General features: G+C 46.3%; 16 protein-coding genes. 3 read left to right on the top strand and 13 right to left on the bottom strand.

Translation table 11 applies throughout. The features are described from left to right. Positions 1-140 precede the first annotated feature (140 nt). From ACFVQB_RS12840 to ACFVQB_RS12820, 5 genes are all read right to left on the bottom strand, one after another. Positions 141-428: a hypothetical protein gene (locus ACFVQB_RS12840; protein WP_379439138.1), complete on the bottom strand. Its 288-nt coding sequence runs from the start codon at positions 426-428 to the stop codon at positions 141-143. A gap of 175 nt (positions 429-603) precedes the next feature. Beyond that, positions 604-1,092, bottom strand: a complete 489-nt coding sequence (locus ACFVQB_RS12835; RefSeq protein ID WP_379439135.1) for a DinB family protein — start codon at positions 1,090-1,092, stop codon at positions 604-606. A gap of 26 nt (positions 1,093-1,118) precedes the next feature. Then, complete coding sequence (locus tag ACFVQB_RS12830) at positions 1,119-2,054, bottom strand: helix-turn-helix domain-containing protein (RefSeq protein ID WP_379439133.1); 936 nt, start codon at positions 2,052-2,054, stop codon at positions 1,119-1,121. A 200-nt stretch (positions 2,055-2,254) separates the two neighbouring features. Then, positions 2,255-3,223, bottom strand: coding sequence for an alpha/beta hydrolase (locus ACFVQB_RS12825; protein ID WP_379439131.1), 969 nt, complete (start codon positions 3,221-3,223; stop codon positions 2,255-2,257). After that, positions 3,224-4,315: an LLM class flavin-dependent oxidoreductase gene (locus ACFVQB_RS12820; RefSeq protein WP_379439128.1), complete on the bottom strand. Its 1,092-nt coding sequence runs from the start codon at positions 4,313-4,315 to the stop codon at positions 3,224-3,226. 302 nt (positions 4,316-4,617) lie between these two features. Between ACFVQB_RS12820 and ACFVQB_RS12815 the strand changes: the two genes are divergently transcribed. The 3 genes from ACFVQB_RS12815 (at position 4,618) to ACFVQB_RS12805 (ending at position 6,704) form a co-directional block, all read left to right on the top strand. Then, on the top strand, positions 4,618-5,202 hold the full coding sequence (locus ACFVQB_RS12815) for a TetR/AcrR family transcriptional regulator (RefSeq protein ID WP_379439126.1): 585 nt from the start codon (positions 4,618-4,620) through the stop codon (positions 5,200-5,202). 211 nt (positions 5,203-5,413) lie between these two features. After that, on the top strand, positions 5,414-5,677 hold the full coding sequence (locus ACFVQB_RS12810; RefSeq protein ID WP_379439123.1) for a DUF2642 domain-containing protein: 264 nt from the start codon (positions 5,414-5,416) through the stop codon (positions 5,675-5,677). 457 nt (positions 5,678-6,134) lie between these two features. Continuing rightward, a complete protein-coding gene (locus ACFVQB_RS12805) occupies positions 6,135-6,704 on the top strand; it encodes a hypothetical protein (protein ID WP_379439121.1) in 570 nt (189 codons plus the stop codon). Between the two features lie 124 nt (positions 6,705-6,828). On the opposite strand, the gene ACFVQB_RS12800 is transcribed toward ACFVQB_RS12805, so the two are convergent. From ACFVQB_RS12800 to ACFVQB_RS12765, 8 genes are all read right to left on the bottom strand, one after another. After that, a complete protein-coding gene (locus ACFVQB_RS12800; protein ID WP_090894311.1) occupies positions 6,829-7,065 on the bottom strand; it encodes a hypothetical protein in 237 nt (78 codons plus the stop codon). 115 nt (positions 7,066-7,180) lie between these two features. After that, complete coding sequence (gene groL, locus ACFVQB_RS12795) at positions 7,181-8,812, bottom strand: chaperonin GroEL (RefSeq protein ID WP_063564477.1); 1,632 nt, start codon at positions 8,810-8,812, stop codon at positions 7,181-7,183. A 73-nt stretch (positions 8,813-8,885) separates the two neighbouring features. Beyond that, the gene (gene groES, locus ACFVQB_RS12790) at positions 8,886-9,167 is read right to left on the bottom strand and encodes a co-chaperone GroES (protein WP_024630746.1); all 282 of its coding nucleotides are present in this window, start codon (positions 9,165-9,167) and stop codon (positions 8,886-8,888) included. 451 nt (positions 9,168-9,618) lie between these two features. Continuing rightward, positions 9,619-10,401 (bottom strand): twin-arginine translocase subunit TatC, encoded by a 783-nt coding sequence (gene tatC, locus ACFVQB_RS12785; RefSeq protein ID WP_379439116.1) that lies wholly within the window; start codon positions 10,399-10,401, stop codon positions 9,619-9,621. 78 nt (positions 10,402-10,479) lie between these two features. After that, positions 10,480-10,728, bottom strand: coding sequence for a twin-arginine translocase TatA/TatE family subunit (locus tag ACFVQB_RS12780; protein WP_379439113.1), 249 nt, complete (start codon positions 10,726-10,728; stop codon positions 10,480-10,482). Positions 10,729-10,929: 201 nt separating this feature from the next. After that, positions 10,930-11,415 (bottom strand): MogA/MoaB family molybdenum cofactor biosynthesis protein, encoded by a 486-nt coding sequence (locus ACFVQB_RS12775; RefSeq protein WP_024630749.1) that lies wholly within the window; start codon positions 11,413-11,415, stop codon positions 10,930-10,932. 37 nt (positions 11,416-11,452) lie between these two features. Then, complete coding sequence (gene moaC / locus ACFVQB_RS12770; RefSeq protein WP_082935190.1) at positions 11,453-11,956, bottom strand: cyclic pyranopterin monophosphate synthase MoaC; 504 nt, start codon at positions 11,954-11,956, stop codon at positions 11,453-11,455. A gap of 15 nt (positions 11,957-11,971) precedes the next feature. Beyond that, entirely contained in the window at positions 11,972-12,610 is a 639-nt protein-coding gene (locus tag ACFVQB_RS12765; RefSeq protein WP_379439107.1) for a 5-formyltetrahydrofolate cyclo-ligase, read from the bottom strand. Positions 12,611-12,710 lie beyond the last annotated feature (100 nt).

Below are 12,710 nucleotides of genomic sequence, written 5' to 3'. Positions count from 1 at the left end.
AAACCTATTATATCACTGGGGTCGTACATCAATTTCTGAGGCTGCTTCTTGATTGAATCGATATGATGCATCCATAAAAAAAGAAAAAAACCTCTGCCGACAACATGTCCGGCAAAGGCTCACAAAGCACGCGACATTCATTAGAAATCAGCTGTTGCGATTTGAATCGTGCCTGTTGAAGCACCTGCGGGAGTAGTCAGCAGAGCAGCTACGAGCAGCAAATCAACAGACAACGTAAGGCTGTTGCCAGCAGGGATCAAATACGTGATCACTGGAGCGTTAACACGAGTCACAACCAGGTCTACCGGAAAAGGACCAAAATTGTTCACTGTGATGCTGGCATTCGTGCCTCCAGCAAGGTTTTCATAATACGATTTACCCACACTAGCCGCTAAGGCATAAAACTGTTGTGGTAAAAGGATGGCCATGGAAATCACCTCCTTTTGCTTTGATACGGTATTCTATGCTTGGAATCTATTAATGTAACGGTAAAATGACCGTGTGATAACGTCCATTTTGATAGAGATGCTAGACTAAAGTAATCAAAAAGCCCCGCCAGATCATCCGGCGAAGCTCTTACATGAAACTTATATTTTAAGATTATTAAGCATACAACATGAAAAAGTTTAACTCATGCCCCTGCTGTTTGAGGTAATTATACAACTGTGAACGGTGATGGAACACATGTGTTAACGTTTCAATCTGCCATTGAGCCTGCAGATGACCATGCTCCATATAGAAAGCTTTGGTTGAGCGGTTCAACAGATCTTCTTCGCTCAGGGATACAATATAAGCTTTGTAGGCTTCTAAATTGCTCCAAAGTGTTGCCTCTAGTTTTTCAATATCCTCGATCCCTGACAGGCTATTCTCTACCACACCCACCTCCGCTTCGCTCTTCTCCTGCATAATGGCGAGGTCCGATGCCGTGATCTGAATAAAATGATGGACCAGTTCCACCAGTGAACGCATATTGTCCTGCGGGCGGTATGCCCAGTCCTCTGGACGGATCAGGCGGATCAGGCTCGCCCCCGTACGTACTCCCGTCTCCAATTCATGGAGCAGATGATCCCGCATTTGCAATGTTCCATTCATATATGATATCTCCTTTACTATTATTCTCACGATTTCAGTATATCGGAAGAGGCAATCGAGTTATTGTACAAATCGGACAACCTTTGTTGATGTTCTTTGGCAGCGGTCAGCGGAGTTTCTCCATAAAACTTGCGGAATTGACGAATCAAGTGGGCTTGGTCAAAAAAACCATGATTCACGGCCAGTGCTACCCCATCCGCCGTATGCCCCTGATGAATACTGCCTAGGACACGGTGAAAACGAACCACCTCACTGAATCGCTTCGGACTGATTCCGATCCATTCTGCAAACTTCCGATGCAGCTGGCGTTCGCTGACAACTTCTCGCATTGCCAGCTCGCTGACGCTCATGCGTCCCCCATCGATAAAGATGCGATGCAGTGCGTTTTTCATCAGATCATTCTCATATGTACTGGTCTGCACGGATAATGGAATCAGATAGGCATTCATTACCTGCACCCGTTCTTCAAAGGTTTTTGTTCCAGCTATCCGTTCCTGAAGCTCATTCAATCTGAGCGACCAACATTCCTCAAGCGGAATTCGCATGTCCGTAAATCCTTCCAATGGCAAACCGTGAAAGACGTACGCCCCACCCGGAAAAAAACGTACGCCAAATGTGTAATCTGCGGAAGGACTTACATCGGATGCCTCGGGCACAGCGAACGGATGCGAATAATTCCCACAGTACGCATAGGAATGAGCCGAACGGACCGAGTCGTATGTAATCAGCATGTCCGTGCAGCCATCCGGTAATACCCGAGCGGGCACTGATATAGGTTCCTGATCTCGCTCTCCCTCATGCGGAATAGAACCCGATTCCCAATAACAGGCTACATGAGCCATCAGGGAAACAGATGGTATTTGCTCAATATAATACGTATTCCTATCCGTCCCATTCATCTGAATGGGTCTGAACAGCGGATGTAGGCTGGGGTCCACGAACCATCCCTCCGTTACTAGCATTTATGTATTCTTCTATCATACCATCAACCGATGAAATGTAGAAAAAAAGTGCCCCGCCGGACGATCCGACGGGGCTAGTCACACATCTATTTAACACGAGAAGGGGTTTACAAGACTTATCTTACCTCTGCTACCTTAATGGAATCTGAAATGGAGATGAAAAGAACATCAATTTTTATGGGCAATGTTGTTGGAGATATTCATTGCTCCCATGAAGGATTAAGCGCTCTAGCCATGGCCCGGATATAATCCTGGCTAGCCCGCTGGCTAACTTCCGCATCAGGCACAAACACTTCGAAGCAATGATAAGCACCGGGATAAAGGTGCATTTCGACATCCACTCCCGCTGCCGCAAGGCGTGTCACATATTCGATTGTCTCATCTCGAAATAGATCAAGTTGGCCAACACATGTATACATCGGAGGTAACCCTGCCAGATTTTCAGTTCTAGCTGGTACAGCGTAAGAAGGCTTGTGGTATTCTTCGTTTTCCCCCAATCCCTCCCTCTCTCCTCCAAGGTACATACTCCATGCCTCCAGGTTATTAGTCCGGTTCCATGTGGCATTTCGGTCCGTAATTTCATGGCTCGAAGCCGAAATATTCCGATCGTCCAGCATGGGGTACAACGGCATTTGGAAGATCAGGCTCGGTCCACCTTTATCACGGACCATTTGAGCAAGCGCTGCAGTCAGCCCTCCCCCTCCGCTTGCTCCTGCAATTGCGACCCTGCTGAGATCAATGCCGAGCGACTCTGTTTCGTCCGTCATCCATACCAGACCTGCATAGCAGTCATGAAGACCAGCAGGATAAGGATGCTCAGGGGCCAGGCGGTAATCAACCGATACGACTACGCAATGAGCCGCTTGTACAAAACGTTCACATAACGCATCATCCATATCCGGATGTCCCAGCACATAACCTCCTCCATGAATCCACAGCATCGCTGGCAGCTTATCTCCAGTACGCTCAGACGGTTCATATATTTTGACTAACATGTCTCCTGCTGCCCCAGCAATAATTCGCTTTGTGGTGCGTACGTCGTCCGACTTCTCAATCGGCGGGTTTACGAGCATCGCCCGGCTAACCTGCAATCCCCCCTTCAAATTAAAGCCCGGAAACTGGGTTAATGTATCTCTTAATTCAGGTACCACCCGATCTACATAACTCATTTACAATTCCTCCTTCAATGTATGATCTCTATGATTTTTGTCATTCTCAACTTCCCACTCGGCCAATTCTGCCCGCACCCGTGGTGCTACCTCTGTTCCGAGCAATTCGATCGCTCTCATCACCTGATCATGTGGCATCGTTGCGATGGGAACGTACATCATGAAACGTGTAATGCCCACATTCTTGCGTAGGTGAACAATCTTCCGGGCAACCGTCTCCGGATCACCTACATACAGAGCACCGTCATAACTACGTGCAGCATCAAAGCTGGCACGACTGTAATGCCCCCATCCGCGTTCCTTGCCGATTTTGTTCATGCCCGCCTGGGTAGAAGGAAAGAACAGATCAGCCGCCAGCTCTGTATCTTCAGCCACAAATCCGAGCGAATGCGACCCTACGGTAAGCTTCGAGGCGTCATGTCCGGCATGTGCCGCTGCCTGTTTGTACAACTGCACAAGGGGTCCAAAATTACGTTCCGGGCTCCCGCCAATAATAGCCAACGTCAACGGTAGTCCCAGCAATCCTGCACGAACCACCGATTCCTGATTACCCCCGCTGCCAATCCATATAGGCAAAGGGCTCTGCACAGGCCGTGGATATACGCCCAGATTATGTATTGCTGGTCTGTGCCCGCCTCGCCAGTTGACTATTTCGGACTTTTGCAGGTTAAGCAGCAGTTCCAGATGTTCATCGAACAACTCATCATACTCCCCTAGTTCATATCCAAACAAAGGGAATGACTCGGTAAAGGAGCCCCGCCCTGCCATAATCTCCGCACGTCCATTCGAAATGCCATCCAGTGTGGCAAAATCCTGAAACACACGTACTGGATCAGCGGAGGAAAGTACCGTCACTGCACTCGTCAGCCGAATACGCTTGGTCAGGGATGCAGCTGCGGACAGCACCATGGCAGGGGAAGAAGCCGCATAATCTTTACGATGATGTTCTCCTACGCCAAATACATCCAACCCCACCTGATCGGCTAGTACAATTTCTTCCACCACTTCACGTAATCGCTGCGCGTGACTTATCACCTCACCTGTCTGAAGATCGGGTGTGGTTTCCACAAACGAAGTAATTCCTATTTCCATAACTGATTTCTCCTTATTCAAAATTGGGATGCTAGCATCAAAATAAATTACCGATCGGTATGTTATTCAGGTAGTTAATATATCTCAGTGTTTCTCTTATTGTCAATCTATTTATTTTGATTAAATATGTATCTTATTTCTTGTTACATCATCAAAAAAGACATTCGTTTGACAAATTATTGAGAGTTTTATAATATATATCATACTGATGAGTAAGAAATATAAATAGCAAAACACGATCTACATGATCCAATGCGAAATATCTATACTTGAGAAAATATAAGTAACAAGGAGTATTTATTATGGCGAGAACTCGCGAATTTGACGAAGTGAAAGTACTGGATGCAGCGATGCAGCTTTTTTGGGAAAAAGGTTATGAGGCCACTTCATTAAGTGATTTGACTTCGAGGATGGGTATCCAAAGGCCCAGTATTTACTCCACTTTTGGAGATAAAAAAGAACTGTTCGAAACGTCGCTACGAAAATACACGATGGCCCGTGCCGCAGAGATGCGGACCAGACTGGCGGGTATTGCATCCGTAAAAGAGGCTTTTCGTACTTTTTTTGCAGAAATCGCGGACGAAGAATACAACGCGGATCGACTCAGTCGTGGATGCTTTTGCATCAATACGATGGTTGAGCTTGCACCCCATGATGAGAAATTTGAAATTCTCACCCGGGAACATCAGATGTACCTGTCGATCATCTTTCAAGAAAATATTGAACGAGGAATGCGGTCAGGTGAACTTAACCCTTCCATGGACGCCAAGGCTGTCGCGCAAGCACTCATTGTATCGTTAATTGGACTGACCGTTTTCATGAAATCCCGTCCCAATCGTTCATTTATAGATAACTCGATTCGAGTCACACTTTCCTTGCTGGATTAAGTCCAAGCGATGATAAGAAAAAAAAAGCACTGCTGGTTAAAACGCCGGCAGTGCTTCATTCATTTCACTGTAAACTTGACTCTCTGCGAGTGGCTGACAAACATACTACCTCATTCGAATTTTCCCAAAGAATGTATTTTAGGTCAAACGCCCAGTCGTTCGGTTAGGCGATCGCATAGGATACCGTATAAATGATTTGGGAGGTTTTTTCTTGAATAATTATCCAATGATGCACCCTATGGCTAACTCACATTATATGCCCCACATGCCCCATAACATTGTCGTGCATCCTGTAGATCATTGCGTAGTCGAAAGTCTGATGTCCCTGGTTGGCAAAGTGGTCATCCTGGAAACGACTCGCGGTAGACTGGATGGATGTGTGGTAGCTGTTAAACATGACCATGTCGTACTGGAGGAAAGAAACAAAAAATTCTTCGTGCGCATTGCCGAAATCGTCTGGATTATGGCTGACTAAATAGCGATTGAGGGCTAATGAACCGAACACCTCTTAAAATCGAGGATTAGACCAGACTTAAGAGATGATTCCTGTACTGCACACACTGCACAGGGGTCATCTCTTTAGTCTACTCGCTCCACTGTTCATTCCAGTATATAAAAAGCACCCATACACTAAGTCCAGTGTACGGGTACCGATTAGCTGGCCGTATGCCAGCAGCGCTTTTTTTTAAAGAGACGAGTGCCGGTTTAAAGTTTCCAAAAGGAACATTATAATGAGAGTACGAAATAACGATGCATTACGAGGTGAGAATTTGCAATATCTGTTTACAATACTATTCGTCCTAGGCTTTATGGCTTTCTTCGTATTTATTGTTTTGATGGTCTTATCCTTGAGGAAACATAACCGGATACCGATAAGGCATGTTATGCTAACGGCGGCATGTCTTGCAAGTACTTCGATAGGAATGTATGGCATGCTAGCTTTACCTTCAAATTCTCCGCAATCATCTAGGACAGATCAGACGGAGAAACACGAATCTGGCGCTGCTACAACAGAGGAAGATCACACACCTCTAACTCAAACGAATGCCTCTGGCTTCCATATGACAACGGAGGAATTCAAAAACAAGTTTAATGGCGCCGTGGGCAAATACCGACTGAATGGTTTGAGTATTACCCGCTTGAATATGAAAGACTCTTCGGAGCAGGGTACTGGCGCTTTCGAGTATGTATTCAGTGATGAATTACGATTGGTTGGTAACTTAAATTCAGATCAAAAAGTACAAGAAGTCAGGTTGTACGGGACTGGTAATGTCAGCGAACCAACGGGTGGAATCTTTTTGACCGCTATCGCTACACTTATTCTGACAACCAATAACGAGTACACGTATAATGATGCGCAAGACGTGATTCAGGATATTGGCATATTGGATCGCGATGTAAGTCAGAGTGATTTTGATGAAGCGACGGTTCGAAATGGATTTGAATATCGCTTCAGCATCCAAGACAATATTTCTACATTTGGAATAATCGCAGTTCAATGAGTTCCGAATGTGCAAACAAGTCGTTTCATTGAGGAACGACTTAACGTGTGATATGTAACGGCCTAATAAAAGATATTAACCTTCCTGTTAACAACAAAGCTATGTATGGTATGCTCATTGATTACTACCTCGTATATCGATCAATGTCATCGATCGCAGATTGATGCTCTCTTCTATGATGATCTTCATGCTGACGAACGTCGTTCTTTAACTTGGCTAAGAATCCCCACCCCATAAATACAAGTAAAAGCACGGTAATCAAAGCATAAGCGAAACTATATAGATTCATGTAAAAATTGATAAATATTGCACCGAGCATCAAGCCGAGAATCCACAATGTCCACTTTGTACTCTTTCTCAATTCATTTCCTCCTCAATTAAAACATAAATTCAAAGCACCCTACCTAATTTAAAGAAAAAAGGCTCCCTCCCGGGAGCCTTTCATCTATCGGCATTAAAAGGTTTTTACACCTTTATTACATCATGCCGCCCATTCCACCCATACCGCCCATGTCAGGAACGCCAGCAGCGCCTGCAGGTTCTGGTTTGTCAGCGATAACCGCTTCAGTAGTCAGGAACATTGCTGCTACGGAAGCAGCGTTTTGCAATGCATAACGTGTTACTTTCGCAGGGTCAACGATACCCGCTTCGATCATGTTAACCCACTCGCCAGTCGCAGCGTTGAAGCCTACGCCAGTTTGTTCTTTTTTCAGACGTTCCACGATTACGGAACCTTCTTCGCCAGCGTTAGCTGCGATTGTGCGGATTGGTGCTTCCAAAGCACGCAGGACGATGTTTACGCCCGTTTGCTCGTCACCGGACAGGGCTACACCTGCAACCGCGTTGTATACGTTCATAAGCGCTGTACCACCACCGGATACGATACCTTCTTCAACCGCAGCGCGAGTTGCGTTCAGGGCATCTTCGATGCGCAGTTTGCGTTCTTTCAATTCTGTTTCAGTAGCCGCACCGACTTTGATTACTGCTACGCCACCGGACAATTTAGCCAGACGCTCTTGCAGTTTCTCTTTGTCGAACTCGGAAGTTGTTTCTTCCAGTTGTGTACGGATTTGGCTTACACGTGCATCGATATCGGATTTGTTACCAGCACCGTCAACGATGATTGTGTTTTCTTTAGTTACACGGATTTGACGAGCTGTACCCAGTTGTTCCACAACAGCGGATTTCAGGTCCAGACCCAGTTCTTCCGTGATCAATTGGCCACCAGTGAGGGCAGCGATATCTTGCAGCATTGCTTTACGACGGTCACCAAAGCCTGGAGCTTTAACAGCTACAGCGTTGAATGTACCACGCAATTTGTTCACAACCAGCATCGCCAGTGCTTCGCCTTCGATATCCTCAGCGATCAATACAAGCGGTTTGCCTTGTTGAACGATTTTTTCAAGCAATGGCAAGATTTCTTGCGTGTTGGAGATTTTTTTGTCTGTGATCAGGATGTACGGGTTGTCCAGAACAGCTTCCATTTTGTCCGTATCCGTGATCATGTATGGAGAGATGTAACCGCGGTCGAATTGCATACCTTCAACCACTTCCAGCTCTGTAGCGAATCCACGGGATTCTTCAACAGTGATAACACCGTCTTTACCCACTTTTTCCATAGCTTCAGCGATCAGTTCGCCTACTTCTTCGTCAGCTGCAGAGATTGCTGCAACTTGTGCGATGGATTGTTTGGTTTCAACTGGTTTGGAGATGGATTGCAGTTCAGCCACAGCAGCTTTAACCGCTTTGTCGATCCCTTTACGGATACCGATTGGGCTAGCGCCTGCAGTTACGTTTTTCAAACCTTCTGTAATCAGCGCTTGAGCCAATACAGTTGCAGTTGTTGTACCGTCACCGGCAACATCATTTGTTTTGGTTGCTACTTCTTTAACCAGTTGTGCACCCATGTTCTCAAATGCATCTTCCAGTTCGATTTCTTTAGCAATCGTTACACCGTCATTCGTGATGAGCGGGCTTCCGAATTTTTTCTCCAGAACCACGTTACGGCCTTTAGGACCGAGTGTTACTTTTACTGCATTAGCCAATGCATCCACACCACGAAGCATGGAGCGACGAGCGTCTTCACTGAATTTAATGTCTTTAGCCATGGTAAGAAAACCTCCCTAGTATATTGTGTAAAATGGTGTTGCTATATGGTTCGGTTAACCGATTAAATTTGAATTAGTCGAGAATCGCGTGAATATCGCTTTCTTTCATAATCAAATATTCTTTACCTTCGAATTTGATTTCTGTACCGGCATATTTGGAGAAAATAACGCGATCTCCTTCTTTCACTTCCAGAGCTACACGTACTCCGTCTTTCAATACTCCAGCGCCAACAGCAATAATTTTACCCTCTTGCGGTTTTTCTTTAGCGGAGTCCGGCAGTACGATCCCGAAAGAAGTTGTTTGCTCTTGCTCCAGTGGTTCTACCAATACGCGTTCACCTAAAGGTCTGATCATGAAAAATAGCCTCCTTTTGAAATTATATAACGTTACATTGTAGGTTGTAGCCATATGTATTAGCACTCGACAGTGTTCAGTGCTAACAACCAACTTTATGATACTTCAACTTGAAGCATGATTTCAAGTCCTTTTCATGAATTCCTGCGAGATTTTACGTTGTATTTACACCAACCCAGCCAAAAAACTCCCGATTTGCCTGCGTAAATGCCATAATACCTTATTAACTTATTCCACAGAATCCGTAAGTCCTCCTGCATCGTTCTCAGGCAGCCCTTTTCCATTGTATCCATTGTTGAACATAATATGCCTGCTTGTCCCGTCCATCAGAATATATAAACCGTAAAAGTTTGTCGCCCCTTATATCCCGGGTAAGAACTGGTCTCCTTATCCCGGGGGCCGGGACCATACAAGATTATCACAGTACAAAAATCGTATGGAATCTCTCTTGTTATACTGCGCTCTGCTTATCATCGGCACGGATGTAACGGGATTCGGCCTCTGCATCAGCTGCAAGCTGTTTGCGATACACAAAGCCAGACAGAAACACACTGATCTCATATAACAGGAGCAAGGGAATCATCACGAGAAAATCGGAAATAAAGTCAGGCGGTGTGACCACAACCGCAATGAAGATCAGTACAAAATAAGCGACTCTGCGCATTTTGCGAAGCCGGATGGGATTCAATATCCGCAGTCCTGTCAGGAACATAATGATTAACGGAAGTTCGAACAACAGGGATACCGGCAGTACAATGCCAAACAAAAAACTGAAATACTGCTTCATTCCGTATGTCTCGACCAGCCCCATTTTTTCCGTAATCGATGAAGTAAAAGAAAGTGCCATCGGGAAAACAACATAATACGAAAAAGCTAACCCGATCAGAAATAACAGAAATACATAAGGTACATACCTCAGCGTGGCTTTCCGCTCACGCGGCCGGAGACCTGGACTGACAAACTTCCAGAGCTGAAACACCGTAAACGGCAGCGTAATGACCAGTGAGAACAGACCGGCAATCTTCATGTAGATGCCAATCCCGTCCCAGAACGAGAATGCATGCAGCACAAACCCCTGAGCAGTCTCTGCCTTCGTCAGATATTGATACACCGGGTCCGCCACCAGAAAGCCTGCCACCAGCCCCAAAATAAAAATGCTCAACACATAAATCAACCGCTTGCGCAGCTCACTCAAATGTTCTGTAAGCGTCATTTCTTCCTTCTGCTGCGTCATGCCTGCCCCCCATTGTTGCCAGCTTAAAATACAAAACCCTTCCGGCAGGAAGGGATTTCTCTTTCATTGCCGTCAAAGTTATTCCGGCAGGCGTTTATCCTCAGGCTTGTCTGCAGATGCAGTCTCAGATGCCACCGGCTTCGCCTTTTCCTGCTCCTTGCGACTGGATGAATCATCATCCGAAATAATCTCACGTGCGCCTTCTTTGAATTCACGGAAAGTGCGTCCGACTGCCCGCCCCAATTCCGGAAGCTTGTTCGGTCCAAACAAAAGCAACGCGATAACGGCCAGCAAAATAAAACCTGTTGGTCCAATGGAACTAAACATTGATATTATTCCTCCTCGTTTCAAGCTTCAAAGATGCACACGCTAGGCCATAAGCTCATGGATGTCTTTGCTTCATTTTGAATTATGTCAATCATACCATAGATGTAACCACTTACATAACCCACATTATTCACAAAAGAGACCTCGACATCCAAATCATTTTTCCCGCTTGATTTCACACCTGCTACTATGTGTTTACACTTATTGCTTGAACTGACCCGTAACCATCAGCAGCGCTTCCGGAAGCTGGTCCATAATAGCCGCCAAATGCTCATGCACACCCTTCGGGGTACCAGGCAGGTTAACAATCAATGTACGTCCGCGAATGCCGCATACGCCACGGAACAGCATGGCAGAACGATTCTTGCCCATGACACTGTATCTCATGGCTTCAGCCATGCCTGGAACTTCCCGTTCAATAACCCGCCGGGTCGCTTCCGGAGTAATATCACGAATCGCAAGCTCCGTCCCCCCTGTGGTCAATACCAAATCAGCGTGAAAATAATCTGTCATCTCAATCAAAGCCGCGATAATCTCATCGGGTTCATCCGGAACGATGCGGTACTCCACGATTTCCCCACCCAGTTCTTCTTCCACAAGTTCCCGGATCACTTGGGCACTCGTATCCTCACGTTCCCCGCGGGCCCCTTTGTCGCTGGCTGTCAGGATTGCTGTTCTCCACACCATAAAGATCACCCTTCTCCTCTATGAAAATAAATGTCCCTTATCGGCTGAAATCGCCGTTTTTGCCACCACTCTTGGAATTCAGCATGGTTGGACCGATAATCATATCTTTTTGCATGGCTTTACACATGTCATAGATCGTCAGTGCCGCAGCCGACGCCGCCGTGAGCGCCTCCATCTCGACACCTGTCTTTCCTTCGGTTTTGACCGTAACTTCAATCTGCAATTCATCGACACCGTTGTCATGAAAACGAATATCCACACCCGTCAATGCCAATGGATGGCACATCGGAATCCAGTCCGACGTTTTCTTGGCGCCCTGAATGCCCGCAATTTGGGCCACAGCCAGAACGTCACCTTTGCCGATGCGGCCCTCCCGAATGGCTTCAAGCGTAGCCGGATTCATCGTCACTTTGGATACCGCCACAGCTGTACGCACGGTACTTTCCTTACCCGAAATATCAACCATCCGGGCTCGTCCCTGTTCATTAAAATGAGTCAGTTTACTGCCGGAAGCCTGGTCGTTATTCGTTTCTGAATTCAATCACATCACAACCCTTTATTCGATATGTAATATACCTTCGGTTGTTATCAACAGATCCATCCGCAGATCAAGCGGGTCCATCGGAATTTCATCTTGAAGCTGGCCCGGCAATACCAATGCAGCCATCCGTGGTCTTTTGTCCGTCATCGCAAATTTCGCTGCAAGTGTCTCGGCAAAACGATCATAATAACCGCCGCCATAACCAATGCGCCCTCCGTGAAGGTCATAGCCCAGCCCCGGTACGATGACAAGATCGATATCCGGCCAGCTATCAGGTTGCAGCACTTCACAGGAATCCTTTGGTTCAGGTATCCCCCATATTCCCGGCTGAATATCCTGTTCACCCATGACACGCCGCAATTCCATGCGAGCCGGATTCGCCAGCACTTTCGGTGCGAACATCCTATCTCCATGCTTCCAGCCTTCTTCAAATAAAAAGGCCGTAGATGCTTCGCTTCTATAAGACAAATAGCTAAAAATCATAAGCCGCTTGTTCCCCAGCTTCCATTTGTCCCGTCTAAGGCGCTCCAGCTCCCGCTTCGTCACATCATTAATCTCAGTCATCACCTGCTGACGCATACTTTCATCCATCAGATCCCGGCTCTGTCTCAGCTTGGAACGAAGGCGGCTTTTCTGTTCCGTATGATCCTGCATGTCCTTGAATAACCTCCTGTTGATCGGGAAGGTAAACTAGCTCTCACTTAAAACCATTTATATGTTATGCACCAGTTGTCATCGTGTTGGAATCGTTAAA

The organism is Paenibacillus sp. NPDC057886 (genome assembly GCF_042796655.1).
Classification (GTDB): domain Bacteria; phylum Bacillota; class Bacilli; order Paenibacillales; family Paenibacillaceae; genus Paenibacillus.
This window is presented reverse-complemented; position numbering and strand designations above follow the sequence as displayed.